Below are 22,911 nucleotides of genomic sequence, written 5' to 3' on the forward strand. Positions count from 1 at the left end.
TTGTTTGCATTGCTCTATTAGACATGATCTATCCAATTATTCCCTACGGGGATCCCGTTTTACGAAAAGTTGCTTCTCCTATTGAATTAGGTAGTTTGGATTTAATCAAATTATCGGAAGATATGTTTGAGACCATGTATGCTGCCAGTGGAGTGGGTTTAGCTGCGCCTCAAATCGGCATGGACATTCGCTTGTTTGTGGTGGATGGACGCCCAATGAACGAAGGAGAAAAGGACGAGGACGTGGATGAGTCTTTAATTGGTTTCAAGAAAGTGTTTGTCAATCCGACTATTTTAGAAGAAACAGGCGACGAATGGGGATTCGAGGAAGGATGCCTTTCTATCCCAGGAATTCGCGGTGAAGTGTATCGCCCAGAATACGTAAAAATCCATTATTGGACAGAGCAAGGCGAAGAAAGAACGGATATTTTCGAAAGCTTAGCCGCTCGCATTATCCAACATGAATACGATCATATCGAAGGCATCTTGTTCACGGATCATTTGAATCCAGTGAAAAAGCGCCTCATCAAAAATAAGTTAAGTGATATCACGCGAGGAAAAGTTTCCGTGGATTACAAAATGAAGCTTACTCGTTAATTATACAGATGAAAATTTCCCTTAATTGGTTACGTGATTTTATTGATATTTCGAAGCTTCCTGCACAAGGTAGCCCAGAAGAGTTAGACGTTTTATTAACTAACACTGGACTAGAAGTGGAAGGCATTGAGCCACACGATAAGATTCCGGGTGGATTGAAAGGCTTTGTGGTGGGTGAAGTATTGACCTGCGAAAAATTCGAAGTGAAAGAGAAAACTTTGAGCCTGACGACAGTAGATGCAGGTTTAGCTGAAATATTAACGATTGTATGTGGAGCTGCAAATGTAGCAGCAGGCCAAAAAGTGATCGTTGCCATCCCTGGCACCCAATTATACGACAAAGAGGGCAAAGAACTATTCAAAATCGAGAAGCGCAAGGTCTACGGACAGCCTTCCGAAGGAATGATTTGTGCAGAAGATGAAATCGGCATTGGCACTTCGCACGATGGTATTTTAGTCTTAGACACTCAGGTGCCTAATGGTACTCCAGCGGCTTCGTTTTTTAACATCGCAGGAGATTTAGTTTTAGAAATTGGATTAACACCAAACCGCGCGGACGCTGCCTCTCACTGGGGCGTAGCACGAGATATTCGCGCTGTAACTGGCCTACCTATTCAATTGCCATCGCCAGCCTTAGTGATCGAAAGCAATGCGAATCCCATCACGGTAGAGGTTAAAGACGCTGGTTGTGATCGTTTTTGTGGCATCACGATTGATGGCATTCAAGTAGCTCCATCACCAGCTTGGTTACAGGAGCGTTTATCGGCTATCGGATTGCGTCCCATCAATAACGTGGTAGATATCACGAATTTCATTTGCCATGGATTAGGCCAACCGATGCACGCCTACGATTGGAATGAAATCAAAGGCGGTAAATTAATCGTGAATACTTTGCCTGCAGGTACTTTATTCAAAACCTTAGATGGTGTTGAACGTAAATTGACTGGCGAAGAATTAATGATCTGCGACGCCTCTGGCGCCATCGGATTAGCAGGCGTGATGGGTGGAGAATTTTCTAGCATTAAAGAGGCTACGACTCGTGTTTTCCTAGAAGTTGCTCACTTTAAGCCAGAACGTATTCGCAAGGCAAGCCAAACACATGGCCTTAAAACGGATGCCTCTTTCCGTTTCGAGCGTGGGACAGATATTCAGGCAAAATTATTCGCATTAGAATACGCAGCCCAATTAATTCAAGAATTAGCCGGCGGAAAAATTACCTCTGAGCCGATTGAATATTATCCTACGCAGGTTGAATTAGTTCGTATTCCTGTCAGCGTACGTCGCGTACAACAATACATTGGTATTGAATTACCGGCAGAGCGAATCAAAGAGATTTTGACACTGTTGGATTTCAAAATCGACGCAGATAAAGGCGACGAATTCGTTGCCATTTCCCCTGCATACCGCGTCGATGTGACGAGAGAAGCAGATATTATCGAGGAAATCTTGCGTATCCACGGTTTGGATAACATCCCGTTATCGGATCATTTGAGTGCGAATTTCATCTCGGAATTCCCTCTGTTAGATAAGGAGCGCGTGCAGTTGAATATCTCGCAGATTTTGACGGCCAAAGGTTTCCAGGAAATCATCACCAACTCGCTTACGAAAGCCGATGCGCATGCTGCCATCGCCAAAGATTTAACCTTCGAAACGGTAGAAATTCTAAACCGCCTTTCTGAAGATCTTGGCGTCATGAGACAGCATATGTCTTTCGCTGGATTAGAAGTCTTAGCACACAATATTAACCGCCGCCAAAAAGACTTGAAAGTCTTTGAATTTGGCAAAACATACCATAAAAAAGGTGCTAAATACATCGAGAAGAAACATTTAGCCTTATTTACGACGGGTTTATGGGCGGGAGAAACCTGGTCCAGCGCACCTGCGAAAAGCGCGCTACACCACTTATACCAAGTCAGCATTGAATTAATGCGCTCACTCGGTGTAAACGAATTTGAGACAGATACCATCGAAAATTCGAGTGTATTTGCCTTCGGATTACGCATTTCCATCAACAAGAAAGCGTGTCTAGAAGTGGGTATGATTCACCCGAATTTAGCCAGCCAATGGGAAGTGAAACAGGATGTCTTCTTCGCTGATTTCGATTGGGATTACTGGGTGAAGCAAGAAAAGGCAGACTTCGTCTACCAAGAGATTTCCAAATTCCCAGAGGTACGTCGAGACTTATCACTTGTCGTAGATAAAACAGTTAGTTACCAAGCGATTCGTAAACTAGCGGAGCAATACGAGAAGAATTTACTGAAAAACGTATCGATATTCGATGTCTACGAGGGCAAAAACCTTGGCGAAGGCAAGAAGGCCTATTCTGTGAGCTTTACACTACAGGATGAGGCTCAAACCTTAACGGATAAGGTGATTGAGTCCACGATGGATCGCTTAATGAAAGGATTCGAGAAGGAAATAGGAGCAATAATTCGAAAGTAATTAGCGCTTGAACATGCCACCTAAATTAGGCATCTTCATCTTTCCGTCCTGAACCTTGTTCATCATCTTCATCATTTTGCGCATGTCCTCGAACTGCTTCAACAGGTTATTCACCTCTTGAATCGACGTTCCCGACCCTGCCACAATTCGATTCTTGCGTGATGGATTCAAAATATCCGGATTCTGACGCTCTTTCGCTGTCATCGAATTGATGATCGCTTCGATGGGCTTGAAAGAATCATTGGAAATATCCACATCCTTCACCGCTTGACCCATTCCCGGCACCATGCCCATCAAATCTTTGATGTTCCCCATCTTCTTGATTTGCTGTAGTTGTGCATAGAAGTCTTCGAATGTGAAGTTGTTTTGACGGATCTTCTTATTTAATCGAGCCGCTTCATCTTCGTCAAAAGCCTGCTGCGCACGCTCCACTAAAGACAACACGTCTCCCATTCCGAGGATACGATTCGCCATACGATCAGGATAGAACTGATCCAAGGCTTCCATTTTCTCTCCTGTAGAGATGAATTTAATCGGTTTATCTACAATTTGACGGATAGAAAGGGCCGCACCACCGCGGGAATCCCCATCCAATTTAGTTAAGACAACACCATCAAAATTCAAGCGATCATTAAAGGTCTTCGCCGTATTGACTGCATCTTGACCCGTCATGGAATCCACGACGAACAAAATCTCCGTCGGCTTAATCGCCTCCTTCACGGCTGCGATTTCATTCATCATTGCCTCATCCACCGCTAAACGACCCGCAGTATCGACGATAACTACTTTTTTACCCATCTTGCGGGCATATGACAACGCGTTCTCCGCGATGCTTACCGCATTTTTATTTTCAGGCTCCGCGTATACTTCCACCCCTACCTGCTCTCCCAATACTTTCAATTGGTCAATCGCCGCTGGACGGTAAATATCACAAGCTACTAATAAGACATTGCGTCCTCCTTTTTTAATGTATTGAGCTAATTTACCCGAGAAAGTCGTTTTACCAGAACCTTGTAAACCCGCGATTAAAACGACCGAAGGATCTCCTTTCAGGTTGATTTCCTGCTTTTGACCACCCATCAACTGGGTTAATTCATCGTGCACAATTTTAGTCAATAATTGACCAGGCTCTACGGCGATCAGGATTTTTTGGCCCATCGCCTGATCCTTAATACGATCCGTGATTTCTTTCGCTACCTTGTAGTTAACGTCCGCGTCCATTAAGGCGCGGCGAATTTCCTTCACCGTAGCGGCAACGTTAATATCGGTAATTCTGCCGTTCCCCTTCAGGGTACGCATAGCAGTGGTCAACTTCGAACTTAAATTCTCAAACATAGTATCTAAAAAAAGGACTGCAATTTACGCTTTTTCAGGCAAATTTTAATCAAATAAAATGGTCTTGTTTTCATGAATAAAGACGCGATCTTCGAGGACGAGTTGCAAAGCTTTGGCCAAAACCGATTTTTCTACTTCCTTTCCCGCCTTCGACATTTGTTTCGCATCATAAGAGTGGTTTACTGACACCACATCTTGACAAATAATCGGACCTTCATCTAAATCATCCGTCACAAAATGAGCGGTCGCTCCAATAATCTTTACGCCACGCTGAAAAGCTTGCTGGTACGGATTAGCTCCGACAAAGGCAGGCAAAAAAGAATGGTGAATATTGATCATCTTACCTAAATAGGCAGAAGCAAATTCTGGTGTCAGAATGCGCATATATTTAGCCAGCACAATTAAATCAGGATTTGCTGCATCAATAATCAGCCTAAGCTGCGCCTCATGCGCTTCTCTCGTTAACCCTTCTGCCGGCACGTGAGTAAATGGTATCGAAAACTGGGCACAAAGTGGTGCTAACACCGCATGATTACCTACCACCCCCACAATCGAAAAGGGCATATCTTCGAATTGAGATTTAATCAATAAATCTCCCAAACAATGATGCTCTTTCGTCACACATACTAAAACTCGCTTCTTAGCTGGCGGAATCACCTCGACTTTTGCATCTGAAGGCAAGACGGCTTCGATTTCCCTAGTCAGCGACCTCAGATCTGTAGATCCGCTAAAAGAAACCCGCATAAAAAAGCGATCCTTAGGTTCATCCACAAATTCATTGGTTTGGGTGACATTCAATAATTTAGCGAATAACACCCCCGTTATTTTATGAACTAAACCCTTCTCATCCCTACAAGCAATCTTAATTACTGTTTCCATCAAAAAAAAGCGAAATTTTGACAAAAATACCCCAAAATAATGGAGGAAAAAGATTTAGTCTTTACCTTTGCAGGATTAACATAACCTATCAAAATTTTGATATAACAAAAATGGAAAAAATTAAAGTTGCCAACCCTGTCGTTGAATTAGACGGCGACGAAATGACTCGAATTATCTGGAAATTCATCAAGGATAAATTAATCTTGCCTTATTTAGATCTAGACATTAAGTACTATGATTTAGGCGTAGAATACCGCGATGAGACCAATGACCAGGTAACGATCGAAGCAGCTGAGGCAATCAAAAAATACGGCGTAGGTATCAAATGTGCTACCATTACTCCAGATGAGGCTCGTGTAACAGAATTCGATTTGAAGCAAATGTGGAAATCCCCTAACGGAACCATCCGTAACATCCTAGATGGTACTGTTTTCCGTGAGCCTATCGTTTGTGCAAACGTTCCTCGTTTAGTTCCTAACTGGACAGCTCCAATCATGATTGGTCGTCACGCTTTTGGTGATCAATACAGAGCAACCGATTTCGTAACCAAAGGAAAAGGTAAATTAACCGTTACTTTCCAACCAGAAGATGGTGGTGCAGCTCAAACGTTCGAAGTATACAACTTCAAAGGCGATGGCGTTGCGATGACCATGTACAACACAGATGAATCTATCAAAGGTTTCGCGCACTCTTGCTTTAACATGGCATTGAGCAAAGGCTGGCCTTTATATTTATCTACGAAGAACACGATCTTGAAGAAATACGATGGTCGTTTCAAAGACATCTTCGAAGAGATCTTCCAAGCAGATTATAAGGCACAATTCGACGCTAAAGGCATCGTTTATGAGCACCGTTTGATCGATGACATGGTGGCTTCTGCGTTAAAGTGGAATGGTAACTTCGTTTGGGCTTGTAAAAACTATGATGGAGACGTTCAGTCTGATACCGTTGCTCAAGGTTTCGGTTCATTAGGCTTAATGACGTCTGTATTGATTACGCCAGACGGAAAAGTAATGGAAGCAGAAGCTGCTCACGGAACGGTGACTCGTCACTACCGCGATCACCAAGCTGGAAAGCCTACTTCTACGAATCCAATCGCGTCTATCTTTGCATGGACACGTGGTTTAGAATTCCGTGGTAAATTAGATAACAATGCGGCGTTGATTAATTTCTGCCAAACATTGGAAAAAGTATGTGTGGCTACAGTAGAGTCAGGTAAGATGACCAAAGACTTAGCCGTTTGTATCCACGGTAACAAAGTTACTCACGGAGAGCACTACTTATATACAGAAGAGTTCTTAGAAGCTTTAGATACGAATTTGAAGGCTGCGCTGGCGTAGTTTTCGCGATGCGAAAACTGACGCAAGTATTCAGTAGCTAGTATCCAGTAATCAGTATAAAAAAAGAGTCAGAACTTCGTTCTGACTCTTTTTTTATTTGACCCTATACAAATACTTTGACTACCAACTACTGACAACTGCCCACTGACAACTGTCCACTATTTTTTTGGGCTTAGGCCCAAAAAAAAATCGCGCCGATTGCTCAGCGCGATTCCTTCTTATCGTTTTGTTTCAAATACTATTCTGAAACCACAGAGAAAGCAATCTTGTGTTTTACTTCCTTGTGTAAGTCAAGCGTAGCAGCGTAATCGCCAGTTGTCTTCACTTCTGTATCGAATGAAATCTTCTTGCGATCGATATCGAAACCTTTTTCTTTCAGCATCTCTGAAATTTGAAGGCTAGTCACACGACCAAAGATTTTTCCGCTATCACCTGTCTTCGCAGGAATAGTCAATGTCATTTCACCGATCGCTGTAGCTAAATCAAATGCATCTTGACGAACTTTCTCCACTTTGTGAGCAGCTTGCTTGATGTTTTCCGCTACAACCTTGCGGTTAGATGGAGTCGCCATGATAGCGAATCCTTGTGGAATTAAGTAATTACGACCGTAACCAGCTTTCACTGCAACGATATCGTTCTTATAACCTAATCCAGCAATATCTGTTTTTAATATAATTTCCATCTTATGTGTACAATCAAATGTTTATTGGATAAGGATCTATTTTAAACCGTCAGCCACGTAAGGCATTAATGCCAAATGACGAGCACGCTTGATAGCTTGTGCCACACGACGTTGGAATTTCAATGAAGTTCCAGTGATACGACGAGGTAAAATTTTACCTTGCTCATTCACTAACTTCAATAAATAATCCGGGTTTTTGAAATCAATGTATTGAATACCAGATTTCTTGAAACGGCAATATTTCTTACGGTTACCGTTCTTATCTACAGGTTCGTTAACTAGTGTCATATTATTCTTCTGTTTTTTCTGGTTTTCTACCTACTAATCCTTTTCTCTTTTTTTCGTTGTACGCTAAAGCGTGCTTATCAACCGCTAGGGTTAAGAAACGAATAACGCGCTCATCACGCTTGTATTCTAATTCTAATTTAGCGACTAAGGTAGGAGCTGCTGCGAATTCGAAAATTTGGTAATATCCAGTGTGCTTGTTCTGAATCGGGTAAGCTAACTTACGTAAGCCCCAAGCGTCTTCATGAACGATTTGCGCACCGTTTTCTACCAACAGATTCTTGAATTTCTCAACAGTGTCCTTTGTCTGTTGTTCAGACAAAACGGGAGTTAAAATGAACACCGTCTCATAGTTTTTTAATTCCATAAAAAAATTGTTGTTTAAAAACTGGTAAAAATTTGGACTGCAAAGGTACAAAAAATCCTTCACAATCAAAACGTTAACAACAAAATTTTGGAATTAGCGCACTTCGAAGGTACCCAAACCGATTAAATAACCTTCTGCATAAAGTTCGATTTCATGCTTCCCGTTTTTAAATCCATTGGGTCTGGTATAAATAAACTCCACCGATTGGTGGTTATTTTCATAAAAGATTCGCTGGCGGCTCGTAAAGGTTAAATCACGGCCTTTAAATTCAAAGGACCCTGAACCTAAATTGTAATCTGAAATAGTGGATCCTGTAGGCTCAATAATACGCAGAAAAACAGTCTTTATTTCTTTAGCAGCAAGGGTATTTTCTTGCAAATGAAACATGACCCGTATTTTATCTACTTTTTTTGCCTTCTGATTATTCACCGTAGACTCTTTGCCACGGGAAGAAATAGCATAGACATTGACGCCCTCTGCACGCAAGGCAGCAGCTGCACTTACTTTTTCGGCTAACTCTTTGTTCTTGATTTCCAAAACACGAGACCTTTCACTTAACTCTCTTGCTTTTAAACCAAAGGTCTTACTGGAGTCCTTTAACGCTTTCTGAATAGTTACTAAACCTACCTTTAGATTTTGGGCCTCTCTACTTAATGAGTCATTGCGCTGCGTTAAAGTCACATTCTCGTTTTTCAACTTTTTAATCTCCGCATCTTTTAGACCTAATAGATGCAAATAGAAACTTATTTTCCTTTTAAACTCTTCAGGCTTAATATCTTCCAAATGCGCTTGATCTCCAATAATCTGTTCCTGCGCTGTTTCTAATTCGTTTACTTTCCCTCCTAATTTCTTGATTTGAATCAGACGAAGATTCAATTGCTCAGAAACCGAATCCAATTTATATTGTGCATTCTCAACAAATTCATCTTGAGAAGTTGGTGCCAATGAACCACCAAATACGAGCTTGTCTACAAAAATCCAGCCCACTAACAAACAGACCAAAATAGTCAAAAGCAATACACGTCGCTGCAAGCCATTCTCCTTTACTTTCGAATTATCCGATTCCATTTAATCTGCTTTATTTAATCTTATACTCTTGAATCAAAAATAATAAATTAATTTTAATAATATTTTTTAGCCCAAACAAAATTTACCCTCCAAGCCCCATGGCCATCGCAGAACAAATTTCCTTGATTAACAAGCAATTAAACGACAGCAGTGCTCGACTTATTGTGGTGACTAAGACTAGGAGCATTGAAGAGTTAAAGGAAACGTATGCGGCAGGTGCTGTTGAATTTGGGGAAAACCGCGTACAGGAAATGGTGGAGAAGCAGGCGGTATTGCCTAAGGACATTCTTTGGCATCAAATAGGGCACTTACAGACGAACAAGGTAAAATATATTGCCCCTTTCGTGCACTTAATTCACTCCGTAGATTCGTTGAATTTATTACAGGAGATCAATAAGCAAGGGGCGAAAAACAATCGGGTTATCCAATGTTTATTGCAGGTTTTTATTGCGACCGAGGAAAGTAAGTTTGGATTAGATTTCGCGGAGGCAGAGTCTTTGCTGGCGGATCCATCTTTCGCGCAAATGCAACATATCCGCATTGTGGGATTAATGGGCATGGCAAGTTTTACTGAAAATGAAGCACAAATTCGGAAGGAGTTCGCGAGCTTAGCTGATTTTTTCCAAAAGCTTAAAAACAACAAAACCGGCGTTTCGACCGGTATTGTAGAATGGACTGAATTGTCCATGGGTATGTCTGGTGATTATTTGATTGCAGCTGAGCTAGGCTCTACCTTGGTTCGCGTAGGTTCTGCGATCTATGGCCCTCGTCACTAACGCGTTAAGGACATAATCTCAAATTCAAGCTTTCCTGCAGGTGCTGTAATTTCAGCTAAATCACCTACCTTCTTGCCTAATAAACCTCTTCCAAAAGGAGATGAAACCGAGATTTTTCCTAATTTCAAATCTGCCTCTTCTTCTGAAACAATCGTATAGGTTACGGTCATGCCACTTTTCGTGTTTTTGATTTGAACAATGGAATAGATCGAAACAACTGATAAATCGATGGTCGACTCATCCAAAACGCGCGCTATCGAAATGATTTCCTCCATTTTAGAGATCTTCAATTCCAATAAACCTTGTGCATCTTTCGCTGCATCGTATTCTGCGTTCTCACTTAAATCACCTTTATCACGTGCTTCTGCGATCTGTTTGGCCATATCTGAACGACCTGTAATTTTCAAATAATGTAATTCCGCTTTTAATTTATCGAGCGCCTCTGCCGTGTAATATTGAAACTTTGCCATACTCTTTTTAGGGTTTTACCTCTGTGCTTAAAAACAAAATAGAACGGCCTCCGACCGTTCTACCTAATTTATGTGTAGTTTTGTTTCGGATTCGCAACTAAAATTTTTGTTTTTCTAACAGCACGTAAGGGTTGTTTTGTAGGGGACAAAGATAATAAAAATTCAGACGGATTCCACAAACTATCAAGATCAAGGATGCGGATTATATTTTTTGGAACCCCAGAGTTTGCTGTAGCGAGTTTACAAGCCTTAGTAGAAGCTAAAATGGAGGTGGTTGCTGTCGTTACTGCCCCAGACAAACCTGCCGGGCGGGGACAACAAATTCAATCCTCTCCCGTAAAAATGTATGCTGCATCTGCAGGCCTGCCTATTTTGCAGCCATTGAAGTTAAAGGATCCTGCTTTTTTAGAGGAACTTGCTTCTTATCAGGCCGATCTTCAGATTATTGTTGCTTTCAGAATGCTGCCGGAAGCGGTTTGGAACATGCCGCCAATGGGGACTTTTAATTTGCACGCCTCTTTACTACCTCAGTACCGTGGTGCGGCGCCCATTCACTGGGCGGTCATCAATGGCGAGACGGAAACAGGTATTACGACCTTCTTCTTGCAACATGAAATAGATACGGGGGATCTCTTATTTCAAGAAAAGGAACCTATCTCGGAGACTGATACAACAGGAGAATTATACGAGCGTTTGATGAACAAAGGCGGTGCCTTGGTGGTCAAAACGGCCAAATCAATTGAATCCGGGGATATTCATCCGAAGCCGCAACAAGAAATGGCTACTTTAAAATCTGCTCCTAAATTAGATCGAAGCACAGGTGAAGTACATTGGACTCGCTCAGGTAAGGACATCGTCAATCTCGTGCGGGGAATGAATCCATTTCCTAGTGCGCACACAGAATTTCAAGGTAAAAATTGCAAATTGATAGCCGTTGAGTTTCTTCCAGAAATCATCCCGGACTTAGGCGTTGGGATTTGGGATACGGACCAAAAATCCTTCCTGCGAGTGGGCTGCAAAGATGGTTATATCAACATTTTGGAATGGCAGATGGAGGGTAAAAAACGATTAAAAATCGAGGATTTTTTACGCGGATACAACTTCAATTTCTAACGTAATTTCCAGCGACCAGTCGAATAAAAGTAGCCATAGGAGCCTTTTTGGATGAAAATATAATTCTCCTGTAAGTTCGCTAATACGGTTATCGTATATGGTTTCAAGGTAAGATCCTTTGCTGAACTCGGAAAAGGAATCGCAGATGAGCAAGCACAGGGTTTGTTAACACGCAACTTATTTAATTCATTCAATAAATCACGCGAATCCTCCACCAACTCTTCTCTACCGATATCCACCTTTTTAAAGTAATTCCGTTCGTACGCAGTCTTGAAAGGCTCGTATTCCAAGGCTACTTCCGGATATTTTTGAATCAAGTTAGCACTGTTTGAAAAGGCTTGAATGTGGCCAGGATCTGGAAATCCCACAAAGTCACCGCCCCAGTACAAGCCTATTTCCTTCGCTTTGGCACCATACTGATCATATATAGCACCATGACGTAAATGTTTACCCTTTCTAGCAATTGCTCCGTCCGCGGCTAGACCAAAGTTATGAAAGGAAATAAAAGCTTTCGAAAAACCCCTTTTCTGCAAGGCTAATTGTTGCTTCTTATTCCGAGTGGTAGAGGTATACCGCAATCGATAAGGGGTATGAATACGCTTAATTAAGCTATCCCGCTTTATTTCGAAGGAGTCAATTTCGGTCGCCAAAAGCTCTGTCCATGGCCTATGTAATTCAGCCACTTCACGCGCCTCATGAGTGCCATCCGGATTAATTCGAATAAAGACATAGTTCGCGACTGAATCCCCTGAGAAGGTAGAATCTTGTTGCTTGTAAAGCCACTTGAACTCTTCCCAATCCAGCGATTCTAGTGGGACGGGCTCGCAAATCCGTTGTTCCGCATCTAAATCACTAAAACTCAAAAAGAACCACAAAAGTGGCAGCAAACCAATTACAATCATTTTTTTAATGGAATGATCAGCGCTTCGCCACGAAGTGTAATGTCATCTTTTTTGTGGTTGGCGTCCATAATGGCTTGTTTACTGACACCGTATTTTTCGGCTACTTTACGCAATATATCACCAGGCCCCACCGTATGAATGGCTTGAATTTTGACATTTAATTTCGTCGACCCGCTTTTTATGCCATCTGGATTCACTCCTGGATTTAGGGCTTTTAATTGATCCACTTTCAAACCAAATTTTCTCGCAACAGCAGAGAAGGTCTCCCCTTTTTCTACCGTAATGGAATGAGATTTTCCTGCAGGCGTTGCTACTTCTGGTACGACTTCAGCCTCTGCTTCTTTCTTTTGCTCCGCTAATTCCTCTTCGTCAGACTTGCCAATCAATGAATCTTTAGGCACAATTAAGGAATCGGCTGGATCCTGGACCGAATCGATCACCACCTGCGACGCTTCTGGCAAAACCTCTTCCTCTAGCTCTACAAATTTCTCTGCCTTGATTAATTCATCCTTATCAGGACTCACAAAGTGCTCGAAACCAACGGCAATTAATCCTACAAGTGTCAATAAAAGTATGCCCAATGTAATCACGGGCAGCTTACTGCTTTCTTCGTTCTCGCTCATTATTTTGAAAATTTAGCTTTCGTTTCTTGGCTCATATCAGCCACCTTATTTTCTAATTCCGCTTTATAAGCGACGTATTTCTCTGCCAAAGCATCATCTGAAATAGCCAACATTTGGATAGCTAAAAGACCTGCATTTTTTGCTGCATTCAAGGCAACTGTAGCTACCGGAACCCCATTGGGCATTTGCAAAATCGATAAAACCGAATCCCAACCATCTATTGAATTAGATGATTTGACAGGTACACCTATCACCGGCAAAATCGTTGCTGAAGCAATCATCCCCGGTAAATGTGCTGCTCCACCGGCTCCCGCGATAATCACTTGAATGCCACGGGACTTAGCCTGCTGCGCATAAGTCATCATTTTAACCGGTGTGCGGTGTGCTGAAACGATATCTACTTCGTAAGCCACACCAAAATCCTTGCAAACCTGAATGGCCTCTTGCATCACTCCTAAGTCTGAGCTACTGCCCATTATAATTCCTACCATAGCTATCAATTTATGCGATTACGCGTATACTTTGTTTAACTAATTCTGCTTTTTGTTCGATCTCCTCTCGAGAGGCCGCTAATAAAGTTATGTGCCCCATCTTGCGAAAAGGCTTCGTTATTTTCTTTCCATACAAGAAAGGATGAACGCCCGGTATACCTAAAATCGTATCCAAACCTTCGTATTTCGCCGGTCCCGTGTATCCTTCAGCTCCCAACAAATTCAACATTCCTGAAAAGCTATGTGCATACGTATCTCCCAAAGGAAGCCCCGTAATCGCTCTCAAATGCTGTTCATATTGCGAGGTATCGTTCGCTCGGATCGTTTGATGGCCCGAATTATGTGGTCGCGGAGCGACTTCGTTGATGAGAATTTTACCGTCTTTGGTCAGAAACATCTCTACGGCTAAAACCCCCACTAAGCCCATTTTATCAATCAAATTAATAGCGATTTGCTCCGCTTCCTGCTCAATCTCGCGCGAAATAGCAGCTGGAGATACTAAAAACTCGACTAGGTTTTGGACTGGGTGAAACACCATCTCTACTGCTGGAAACGCTTTAATTTCTCCTTGTGGATTGCGTGCTACAATCACGGCTAATTCCTTGTCGAAATCAATTGCTTTTTCTAACAATCCAGGTTCCGAGAACCCCTTAGCGGCATCAGCAGCTGAACCAATGTATTGCACCCCTTTCCCATCATATCCTCCTTTACCTAGCTTATTAAAAGCAGGCAAAAAATCTTCGTTAGCCACAATTTCTGACGACGATTCGATCAATCTGAAATCAGCGGTAGGAAAGCCATGGGTTTGGAAAAAGGTCTTTTGGATGCGTTTGTCTTGAATCATTCGAAGCAAATGAGGTTGCGGATAGACCTTAATTCCCTCTGCTTCTAGTTGCTCTAAAGCTTCAATATTGACGTGTTCGATTTCAATGCTAATTAAATCAAATTGTTTCCCAAAGTTATACACCGTATCATAATCCTGGAACGACCCTTGTGTGAACTGGGTCGTTAAGGTATGACAAGAAGCTTCTGGATCGGGATCAAGGCAGGCAATTTGCAAGTCTAAGTCAATCGCTGCTTGTAACAGCATTCGCCCTAGCTGGCCGCCACCTAATAATCCGATTTGGGGAAGTGATTTAGACATAAATTCGAATTCAATGGGTAAAATTACGGCTTTTGTTTTACCTTTGGAAATTATTTGGAATCCAATTAAAGACCATGTCAAAAAGAAATACCACGATTATCGCTTTTATCTTACTTGCTATCGCGAGTCGTTTATTGATTTTAGCCGGACCCGGTTGGGCTAACTTCTCACCTATGGCTTCTATGGCCCTTTTTGTAGGTGCTTATTTACACAACCGCAAACAAGCAGTAGCTTGGACTTTACTAGCGGTTTGGGGGTCTAATTTGATCCTTAACAATACCTTATATGACGCCTTTTTCCCAGGTTTCTCCTTCGGAATTGATGGTTATCATATGCTCGCATTCGCCTTAATTGCTTTATTAGGCCAAAATGCGAACGCAAGTACCTCTCGCTTTATCGGTACAAATGTAGTCGCGGCAGTCGGGTTCTTTTTGATTTCTAATTTCAACTCTTGGGTGTCGCCAGACCATACCTACACGAGAGATTTAACAGGTTTGTTAAGCTGCTACGCAGCCGGTATTCCTTTCTTAAAGAATACGATAGCTAGTCAATTCTTATTCTCAGGATTGTTTTTCGGAGCTTTTGAAGTATTGAAAAAACAAGTTCCAGCGTTGCGCTAGACTTTCAACCATAAAAAAAGGGTCGGCTTGCGCATGCGAGCCGACCCTTTTTTATTTATTCCTATCTAGTTTTTGTAGATCTTTCCGTCTTTCATCACAAAGTTCACCTTCGTCATTAACTTCACATCTACCACTGGATCACCTGGTACCGCAACAATGTCTGCCGCTTTCCCTACCTCGATGGATCCGATCAAATCACTTTGGCCTAATAAATCCGCCGCCGTTACCGTCGCTGATTTAATCGCCTCTAAAACAGGCATTCCTGCTTCATTCATCAATACGAATTCATAGCCATTTTTACCATGGCCGAAAACGCCTGCGTCCGTACCAAAGGCAATCTTCACACCAGCCTTGTAAGCCTTCGCAAAAGTTCCTTGAATGATCGGTCCAATAGCAGCGGCTTTCTTAGCCACCATTTCCGGGTAATAGTTAGGAATCTTAGACGAATCTGCCGTAGAACGTCCGGCAATAACCGTAGGCACATAAAAAGTTCCCATCTTTTTCATCAATTCCATCACCTCTTCGTCCATATAAGTTCCGTGTTCGATAGAGGTAACACCGCCTAATACGGCGCGTTTCATGCCATCTTTTCCATGCGCGTGTGCGGCGACTTTATAGCCGTAATCTTTCGCTGTTTGCACAATTGTGCGTATTTCTTCATCTGTAAATTGGGCACCTGCTCCATCTTTAGCATAGCTTAATACACCACCGGTTGCTGTGATTTTAATTAAATCAGAGCCTTCCTTGTAGCGTTGACGCACCGCTTTAGCCGCATCAGCCACTCCATTTACAACGCCATCTTCTGGACCTAAATCCTTTTTGAATGCATCATTGATACCATTCGTATCATCCGCGTGACCTCCGGTTGTCCCGATCGTAACTCCAGCTGTAAAAATACGTGGGCCTTCAACCAAACCTTTATTAATGGCATTGCGAAGACTAATTACGACGTTAGTACCGCCTAAATCACGCACCGTAGTGAATCCTGCCATCAAATTCCTTTTTGCATACACTAAAGCCTGGTAAGCCACATCACCTGGATTCTTCACAAAGCGATCTAAATAGGCGCCTGGATTTGTTTCTGATTCAAGATGCACATGTGAATCTATCAAGCCCGGCATCACCGTTCTATCTTTCAAGTTAATCACTACATCTCCTTTTGCAGGACTTAAAAAGCCTTCAGAAACGGCTACAATTTTCTTTCCTTCCACCACAATCGAACGGTTTTTCAAAACCGTCTGCGTTTTCACGTCAATTAAAGAACCGCAGTGTAAAATCGTTTTTTGGGCAAAACTAGCGAATGCTACTAGGCTTAAACCCAGGGTCAATACTTTTTTCATAGTTTAGATGTTATTAAGGTTGAAACATGTTTCCAGAAACTTGGATAGCTTTTATTCACTACCGAAGGATCCAATAGGGTAATTTCTTTTTGCATGGCTACCGGAGCGAAGGCCATCGCCATGCGGTGATCGTCATAGGTCTCAATAGGTTGAATAGTAGAAACTGTCGAAAAATCCCCCATCACTTCGTACAGGTGATTGGCTTCTTTTTCCACTAAACTTGCCCCTAATTTCTTTAATTCTTGCTGCAAGGCTAGCACGCGATCGGTTTCCTTTACTTTCAAGGACTCTAATCCTGTTAAAGTCAACGAAATATTCTTGACCGCAGCTATAACGCAAATCGTTTGGGCTAAATCTGGACAATCTGTGAAGTCCCAAGTCAAAGAAGCTTGCGCAGGGATTTTGGTCAACAAATAACCACGACCCGTATACGTACTTTTTACACCTAATGGCTCCATAATGGCTTTGATCGCCGAATCACCTTGCAAGGAATCTTCCTTAAGGCCTAATAATTCTAATGAACTTTCTTCAAATGGGGACAAAGCCACCATCGAATACCAATAGCTGGCACCAGACCAATCCGATTCCACAGCAAAAGGATGCAAAGTGTATTTTTGAGCAGGAATCTCGATGCTTCCTTTAGACCAATCAGTAATAGAATGAATACCAAAATGCTTCATCTGAGCCAATGTCATTTCGATATAAGGCTTCGATCCTAAAGCACCCGTGATCTGCAATTTCAGACCATCAGGCAGCAAAGGAGCTACCATCAAGATGGCTGATATAAACTGCGAACTCACATCGCCACGGATCGAGATTTCGCGATTACCTTGAAAGGAAAAACCATTTAATTGCATGGGTGGATATCCCTCTTGGTTCAAATAGGTAATATCAGCTCCCAGCGTTCTTAAAGCATCCACTAAAATACCAATAGGGCGCTCGCACATGCGAGGTGTTCCCGTCATTTTTTTCGTGGCACCCGTCACCGCATAATAGGCCGTCAAAAAACGCATCGTCGTTCCCGCATCTAATACATCCGCCTCCGCACCATTCTCAGACAACAATCGAATCATCGTTTGCGTGTCACGTGCCTCCGCTAGATTAGAAAGATTTTCAATCGTTCCCTTAGCTAACGCATTAATCACTAAAGCTCGATTGCTTTCGGACTTAGAAGCCGGCAAAGGGATGATTTCTGCAAAAGACGACGAACGTGGAAATAAAGTAATTTGACTCAAAACAGGGCTGCGACTAACGCAATTTTAAAGTGACTAATGACAGAACCGCTAAGATAATTCCAACGATTAAAAAGCGAATGACGATCTTCGATTCGTGGTAATTTTTCTTTTGGAAATGGTGGTGCAATGGCGACATCAAAAAGACGCGACGCCCCTCTCCATACTTGCGTTTTGTATATTTAAAATAGGCCACCTGAATGATGACGGATAAATTCTCAATTAAAAAGATGCCACATAATACGGGAATCAACATCTCTTTGCGGATCACGATCGCTAAAGTCGCAATCACTCCACCCAACATCAAACTTCCTGTGTCGCCCATAAATACCTGTGCCGGATACGCATTATACCAAAGAAAACCGATACAAGCCCCTACGAAGGCCGCGCAAAAGACGGCGAGCTCCCCGGAATTTGGGATAAACATGACATTTAAATACTGTGAAATCACCTTGTTTCCAGAAACGTAAGCTAGGATAGCTAAGGCAATACCGATAATTACTGAAGTACCAGCCGCTAAACCATCGATACCGTCCGTAATATTGGCGCCATTCGAAACGGCCGTAATGATAAAAATAACGACTAAAACGTATACAATCCACACATATTCATCGGGAATAAAGCTAGGCAATAGCATGTTATAATCGAACTGGTTATCCTTCATAAAAGGAACGGTCGTTACCAGCGATTTATGATCTACAAAGGTACCATCAGTAGCGAATTCACGAACCTTGATATGCTGATTAAAATACATCGTTAAACCTACGATGATGCCTAAACCGATTTGGCCAATCACCTTAAATTTACCCGATAAACCTTCTTTGTTTTTCTTGAATACTTTGATGTAATCATCTGCAAAACCAACCGCTCCTAACCAAATCGCTGAAGTCACCAATAGTACAATATATACATTCGTAATCTTCGAAAATAATAGGGTAGGAATCAACAAAGACAACAAAATAATAAAGCCTCCCATCGTAGGAGTGCCTTTTTTAGCCATTTGGCCTTCTAATCCTAAATCCCGAATTTCTTCTCCGATCTGTAATCTTTGCAAACGGTATATCACTGATTTACCCCAAATAGCTGCAATACCTAAAGACGTAATAATCGCCGCGAAAGCACGGAAGGTGATGTATTGAAACACACCGGCGCCCGGAATATTCAAGGTCTTGTCTAGGTATTCAAACAGGTAATAAAGCATCTAAATGGTTTTTAATTTATAAAATTGCAAAAATTCGAGGGGAATTCAAACTCAACTAAACGCCTCCCCAAGGACTATTTTATCATCAAAGTCGTATTTCACACCCTGAATGTCTTGGTAATTTTCATGGCCTTTTCCAGCCACTAAAATGATATCTCCTGCACCCGCTAATTCCCGAACCGCATAAAATATCCCTTCTTTACGATCAGAAACACGGTGTACTTTTGATTTTAATTCAACTGGAACACCCGCTTCCATTTGGTCTAAAATCAATTCCGGATCTTCTTTACGCGGATTATCCGAAGTCAATACTACTGAATCACTGTATTTTGCGGCTAATTCCGCCATAATAGGGCGCTTCCCTGTATCCCGGTTTCCACCACAACCCACCACTGTAATGATTCGCTGTGACTTATCCCGAATCGTTTGAATCGTCTTCAGAACATTTTCCAAGGCATCAGGCGTATGGGCATAATCCACGATCCCCATTTTTTGCTGGGATCCCACTAATTGCTCAAAACGACCTGGGGCTGTTTTAAGGGCTGAAATCTGCACCAATACTTCGTGAGATTCTTCGCCTAATAACAGTGCCGCAGCGTATATTCCCAACAAATTGTAGGCATTGAAAGTCCCTATTAATTGTGCATGTACTTGCTGGTGATCGATCTCTAATTGCAAACCGCCTACTCCGTTGCTGATAATTTTCGCTTTGAAGTCCGCTGCGTTCAACAAGCCGAAACCATATTTCTTCGCCGCTGTGTTCTGTAACATCACCATTCCGCGTTTGTCATCTACATTTGTTAACGCGAAGGAAGATGCGGGTAGGGTGTCAAAGAAACCTTTTTTGGCCTTAATGTATTCGTCAAATGTCTCGTGAAAGTCTAGGTGATCGCGGGTAATATTCGAGAAAATGGCACCTGAAAATTGCACCCCGTGAATACGTTTCTGAACGACAGCGTGCGAACTCACCTCCATGAAGGCATGACTACAACCCGCCGAAACCATATCAGCTAATAAAGCATTCAAGCTTAATGCATCTGGCGTCGTGTGCGTCGAAGGGATAACCTTATCCTCTATCTTATTCACCACGGTCGAAATCAATCCACAGCGATGACCCAAACGCTTAAACAATTCAAATAACAACGTCACAGTGGTCGTTTTTCCGTTTGTCCCTGTGATCCCTACTAATTTTAATTTCTTCGAAGGATGACCAAAAAATTCAGCCGCAGCCTCCGCTAACGCTTGATTCGAATCAGCCACTTGCACACAAATTACATCCGCTGGAAGATCTGCTTGTGTTTTTTCCACCACCCAATGTTTGCATCCTTGCTCGTATACTTGAGCCAGAAAGGAATGACCATCCACCTGCGTTCCTGGAATGGCAAAAAATACGGAACCTGACACTGCCTTACGGGAGTCAAAGCACAACTGTTGAATTTCAATTCCTGGAAATAAAGCGATTTGTGCCATCTTAATGCAGTTGAATAAAGACTAAACTGTTTTTTGCGGCAGCTGAGCCGGCAGGAATGGATTGATTCGTTACGGTCCCAAAACCATTCGCCCGAACCTTCAAACCTTTGTTTTCTAACGCAAACAAGGCATCCCGCAGATTCATACCTACCACGTTCGGCACTGTTTTAGGGGTCATGGTAAGCGCCTGATTTTTCACCGTTTTCTTCTCCAAATTAAAGTTCAACCACTGTCCATTTTCTTCTACTTTAGGCAAGCCCAAACGAGAGAATAAGATGTTTTGATCAGCTGGATGAAGGGTATGTGCTAATTTGTTTTTATTCAATGAATCTGGCAAATAGCCTTGTAATGTTTGTTGCAACTTCATGTCACGCAAATAGATGCGATCCGAAATTTCCTTAAATACCGGCGCAGTAACCTGACGCGCATAGGTGCCTTCTGCACTACCCTTAGGCTCGTCCACGGCGATAATCATCGTATATTTAGGATTCTTAACTGGGAAATAGCCCGCAAAAGTCGTGTAATAATTTCCTTTTCGATAGCCTTTCGCCCCGGTCACAGTTCGTTGGGCAGTTCCTGTTTTTCCGGCAATACCGTAGACAGAACCCTTGATATTGTTAGCCGTTCCTTTCGTCACAACACCCTCCAACATAATTCTTAATTTTTGTAAGGTCTCTGGCGAACACAAAGGCTTCGAGTCACGCACTTGAGAGGCCGTATAATCCACCACGACCTCATCTCCACGCGTCGCCTTACTAACTATCAAAGGCTGTATCCAGTAGCCATTATTCGCAATCGCATTATAAAAGGCTAGAATTTGTAAGGGTGTATACTGCGTCGAATAACCTACAGAAGACCAAAGAAGTTGCAATCCATCCCATTTAGAGGGGACAGGAAAAACAGGTTTTCTACTTGGTTTTAATTGAAAGTCTAACGATTCAATCAGGTGATATTTTTTCAAGTAATTGTAAAACTTCTCGTTATTCGAAGTTCCAAAAGCCTCTTGCACTAATTTCATCGTACCCACATTAGAAGAGCTTGTGATCACTTGCTCTAAGGAAATGGTTCCGAGCGGATGGGAATCCGACATCACACCATTATACAGACGAAACTTCCCATCACCGGTATTTACCATCTTGGTTAAAGCATACTCTTTTTCTTCCAAAACCGCCATAATCGATGGTAACTTAAATACCGATCCGGGATCGCGTGCCTCCAATAAAGCATAATTATAGGTTTCAGAATAACCTGTGGGTGAGAGCGGATTAGCTGCAATATTCGATAAAGCCTTGATTTTACCAGTCTTGGTCTCCATCACAATCGCCACCGCATAATTCCCCTTAAAGATTTTCATCCCATTTAATAAGGCAGATTCCACTATCTCTTGGATATTAATATCCAAAGTAGAGTGTAAGTCTACCCCAGCTACCGGCAGCTTAGGCTCATCGCCAGGCTCTGGACGCCAGGTGTTATTATCCATTTTCTCATACATCCCCTCACCAAACTCACCACGTAATTCCTTGTCAAAACTATTTTCAATTCCCACGCGGCCCTTATCACGCAAGTCTTTTAGATATCCGACGGTACGATAAGCCATTTGGCCAAAGGGTGCGTAACGCACATTAATCTTATCAAAAACAACCCCCGATTGATTCGATGTTTTTGCATCCTTAAACAAAGGGAAACTCAATACCTTCTTCTTTTCTTGGTAATCCAATAGGCGATTATTCAACAGCAAATAAGTTCGACCACTGCGTCTAGCAGCCGCAATTTTCTCCTTGTATTCATCTGCTGTGCGATCTTTAAAGAAATTAGAAAGCGCCGCAGCTAGGCCATCAATGTGCTGCTTGTAAAACTCATCAGCTTTCGTATTCCCTGTCAATACAGAGGGATCCATCCCTAAACGGTATTTAGGCAAAGTAGTAGACAACAAACTTCCGTCATCTGAATAGATGTTACCTCGCGTCGCCTCGATCTTCCGCTTCTTTACATAGGTAGCCATTGCCTCCGAGCGAAATCTAGGTCCTTTTAAAACGACCACCTTGTACAAACTGAAAAGTAGGTACAAGAAAACAGCCAAAATGATAATAAAAAACGAATAAAAACGTCTTGTAATTAAGCCCCGAATATTAGGTCTTTTCTCTTTAGCCATTACTAATCTTTGTCTACTTTAATGATGATTTTAGTAGGAGGAATCGTGCTTACACCTATCTGGTAACGCCTTAAGGTTTCTTCCAAATTACTTTGCTTACTTACTTTCATGTACTCCGCTTTTTGCGTTGTATAATCTGCCCGATCCTCTTCTAATGCACTTTTCTCCTTCTGTATTTGATGTAGTTTTCCATCCGCTAACATCGAATAATAGATATTAACGAGGGTCAAAAAGGCTACGAAAGCAATTCTTTTCACCCACATGACAGGCAGCTCACCACCCGTGAAATAATCGATATTGAAGATGGAATCAAAGATCCCCTCCTTTTTAGGTGATGAAATTCGCTTAGCCCCTTCCTGATTTGGTTCGATCGGTGTTGCCATA

Annotated in this window: 23 protein-coding genes; 6 read left to right on the top strand and 17 right to left on the bottom strand. The window is 42.2% G+C overall.

The window, feature by feature from the left end; translation table 11 throughout:
* The first annotated feature begins 23 nt into the window (after positions 1-23).
* Positions 24-596: a peptide deformylase gene (gene def, locus ACRZ9O_RS07035; RefSeq protein ID WP_377981472.1), complete on the top strand. Its 573-nt coding sequence runs from the start codon at positions 24-26 to the stop codon at positions 594-596.
* 8 nt (positions 597-604) lie between these two features.
* The gene (gene pheT, locus ACRZ9O_RS07040) at positions 605-3,037 is read left to right on the top strand and encodes a phenylalanine--tRNA ligase subunit beta (RefSeq protein ID WP_459457715.1); all 2,433 of its coding nucleotides are present in this window, start codon (positions 605-607) and stop codon (positions 3,035-3,037) included.
* Here the strand turns inward: pheT and ffh are convergent, their stop codons facing one another.
* A complete protein-coding gene (ffh, locus tag ACRZ9O_RS07045; RefSeq protein ID WP_459457717.1) occupies positions 3,038-4,372 on the bottom strand; it encodes a signal recognition particle protein in 1,335 nt (444 codons plus the stop codon).
* 45 nt (positions 4,373-4,417) lie between these two features.
* Positions 4,418-5,251, bottom strand: a complete 834-nt coding sequence (gene purU / locus ACRZ9O_RS07050) for a formyltetrahydrofolate deformylase (protein WP_459457719.1) — start codon at positions 5,249-5,251, stop codon at positions 4,418-4,420.
* A gap of 110 nt (positions 5,252-5,361) precedes the next feature.
* On the opposite strand from purU, the gene ACRZ9O_RS07055 reads away from it, so the two are divergent.
* Entirely contained in the window at positions 5,362-6,591 is a 1,230-nt protein-coding gene (locus tag ACRZ9O_RS07055; protein ID WP_459457721.1) for an isocitrate dehydrogenase (NADP(+)), read from the top strand.
* Positions 6,592-6,829: 238 nt separating this feature from the next.
* Here the strand turns inward: ACRZ9O_RS07055 and rplI are convergent, their stop codons facing one another.
* The 4 genes from rplI to ACRZ9O_RS07075 all read right to left on the bottom strand — a co-directional run bounded on the left by rplI (position 6,830) and on the right by ACRZ9O_RS07075 (position 8,993).
* Positions 6,830-7,273, bottom strand: a complete 444-nt coding sequence (gene rplI, locus ACRZ9O_RS07060; RefSeq protein ID WP_130894913.1) for a 50S ribosomal protein L9 — start codon at positions 7,271-7,273, stop codon at positions 6,830-6,832.
* A 36-nt stretch (positions 7,274-7,309) separates the two neighbouring features.
* Entirely contained in the window at positions 7,310-7,561 is a 252-nt protein-coding gene (gene rpsR / locus ACRZ9O_RS07065) for a 30S ribosomal protein S18 (protein ID WP_130894912.1), read from the bottom strand.
* A 1-nt stretch (position 7,562) separates the two neighbouring features.
* Positions 7,563-7,925: a 30S ribosomal protein S6 gene (gene rpsF, locus ACRZ9O_RS07070; protein ID WP_395617254.1), complete on the bottom strand. Its 363-nt coding sequence runs from the start codon at positions 7,923-7,925 to the stop codon at positions 7,563-7,565.
* Between the two features lie 93 nt (positions 7,926-8,018).
* Positions 8,019-8,993, bottom strand: coding sequence for a hypothetical protein (locus ACRZ9O_RS07075; protein ID WP_459457724.1), 975 nt, complete (start codon positions 8,991-8,993; stop codon positions 8,019-8,021).
* 98 nt (positions 8,994-9,091) lie between these two features.
* On the opposite strand from ACRZ9O_RS07075, the gene ACRZ9O_RS07080 reads away from it, so the two are divergent.
* Positions 9,092-9,769, top strand: coding sequence for a YggS family pyridoxal phosphate-dependent enzyme (locus ACRZ9O_RS07080; RefSeq protein ID WP_459457726.1), 678 nt, complete (start codon positions 9,092-9,094; stop codon positions 9,767-9,769).
* Here the strand turns inward: ACRZ9O_RS07080 and greA are convergent.
* Positions 9,766-10,239 carry a transcription elongation factor GreA gene (gene greA / locus ACRZ9O_RS07085; RefSeq protein ID WP_459457728.1) on the bottom strand — a complete coding sequence of 158 codons (474 nt, stop codon included), beginning with the start codon at positions 10,237-10,239 and terminating at the stop codon, positions 9,766-9,768. The genes ACRZ9O_RS07080 and greA overlap by 4 nt on opposite strands.
* Before the next feature lie 195 nt (positions 10,240-10,434).
* Here greA and fmt point away from each other — a divergent pair, with 195 nt between their 5' ends.
* Complete coding sequence (gene fmt, locus ACRZ9O_RS07090) at positions 10,435-11,352, top strand: methionyl-tRNA formyltransferase (RefSeq protein ID WP_459457729.1); 918 nt, start codon at positions 10,435-10,437, stop codon at positions 11,350-11,352.
* Here fmt and ACRZ9O_RS07095 read toward each other — a convergent pair.
* The 4 genes from ACRZ9O_RS07095 to ACRZ9O_RS07110 are packed head-to-tail and all read right to left on the bottom strand — an operon-like array spanning position 11,349 to position 14,512.
* On the bottom strand, positions 11,349-12,254 hold the full coding sequence (locus ACRZ9O_RS07095; protein ID WP_459457731.1) for a M15 family metallopeptidase: 906 nt from the start codon (positions 12,252-12,254) through the stop codon (positions 11,349-11,351). The genes fmt and ACRZ9O_RS07095 overlap by 4 nt on opposite strands.
* Positions 12,251-12,877 (bottom strand): LysM peptidoglycan-binding domain-containing protein, encoded by a 627-nt coding sequence (locus ACRZ9O_RS07100; protein WP_459457733.1) that lies wholly within the window; start codon positions 12,875-12,877, stop codon positions 12,251-12,253. The genes ACRZ9O_RS07095 and ACRZ9O_RS07100 overlap by 4 nt, the downstream gene beginning before the upstream one ends.
* Positions 12,877-13,368, bottom strand: coding sequence for a 5-(carboxyamino)imidazole ribonucleotide mutase (purE, locus tag ACRZ9O_RS07105; RefSeq protein ID WP_459457735.1), 492 nt, complete (start codon positions 13,366-13,368; stop codon positions 12,877-12,879). The genes ACRZ9O_RS07100 and purE overlap by 1 nt, the downstream gene beginning before the upstream one ends.
* A 10-nt stretch (positions 13,369-13,378) precedes the next feature.
* Complete coding sequence (locus tag ACRZ9O_RS07110) at positions 13,379-14,512, bottom strand: 5-(carboxyamino)imidazole ribonucleotide synthase (protein ID WP_459457737.1); 1,134 nt, start codon at positions 14,510-14,512, stop codon at positions 13,379-13,381.
* Between the two features lie 74 nt (positions 14,513-14,586).
* Here ACRZ9O_RS07110 and ACRZ9O_RS07115 point away from each other — a divergent pair, with 74 nt between their 5' ends.
* Positions 14,587-15,132 (top strand): DUF6580 family putative transport protein, encoded by a 546-nt coding sequence (locus ACRZ9O_RS07115; RefSeq protein WP_459457739.1) that lies wholly within the window; start codon positions 14,587-14,589, stop codon positions 15,130-15,132.
* Positions 15,133-15,197: 65 nt separating this feature from the next.
* Here ACRZ9O_RS07115 and ACRZ9O_RS07120 read toward each other — a convergent pair whose 3' ends face one another.
* From ACRZ9O_RS07120 to ACRZ9O_RS07145, 6 genes are read right to left on the bottom strand one after another with little or no spacing between them, the layout of a single operon-like run.
* The gene (locus ACRZ9O_RS07120) at positions 15,198-16,472 is read right to left on the bottom strand and encodes a metal-dependent hydrolase family protein (RefSeq protein WP_459457741.1); all 1,275 of its coding nucleotides are present in this window, start codon (positions 16,470-16,472) and stop codon (positions 15,198-15,200) included.
* Positions 16,469-17,707, bottom strand: coding sequence for a 3-phosphoshikimate 1-carboxyvinyltransferase (locus ACRZ9O_RS07125; RefSeq protein ID WP_459457743.1), 1,239 nt, complete (start codon positions 17,705-17,707; stop codon positions 16,469-16,471). Before ACRZ9O_RS07125 ends, ACRZ9O_RS07120 begins: the two co-directional genes overlap by 4 nt.
* Before the next feature lie 13 nt (positions 17,708-17,720).
* Positions 17,721-18,905, bottom strand: coding sequence for a phospho-N-acetylmuramoyl-pentapeptide-transferase (mraY, locus tag ACRZ9O_RS07130; RefSeq protein ID WP_459457745.1), 1,185 nt, complete (start codon positions 18,903-18,905; stop codon positions 17,721-17,723).
* Between the two features lie 51 nt (positions 18,906-18,956).
* Positions 18,957-20,375 carry a UDP-N-acetylmuramoyl-L-alanyl-D-glutamate--2,6-diaminopimelate ligase gene (locus ACRZ9O_RS07135; RefSeq protein ID WP_459457747.1) on the bottom strand — a complete coding sequence of 473 codons (1,419 nt, stop codon included), beginning with the start codon at positions 20,373-20,375 and terminating at the stop codon, positions 18,957-18,959.
* A gap of 1 nt (position 20,376) precedes the next feature.
* Complete coding sequence (locus ACRZ9O_RS07140) at positions 20,377-22,527, bottom strand: penicillin-binding protein (protein WP_459457749.1); 2,151 nt, start codon at positions 22,525-22,527, stop codon at positions 20,377-20,379.
* 2 nt (positions 22,528-22,529) lie between these two features.
* On the bottom strand, positions 22,530-22,910 hold the full coding sequence (locus tag ACRZ9O_RS07145) for an FtsL-like putative cell division protein (protein ID WP_459457751.1): 381 nt from the start codon (positions 22,908-22,910) through the stop codon (positions 22,530-22,532).
* Position 22,911: the final 1 nt, after the last annotated feature.

This window comes from Aquirufa sp. HETE-40SA (genome assembly GCF_054558635.1).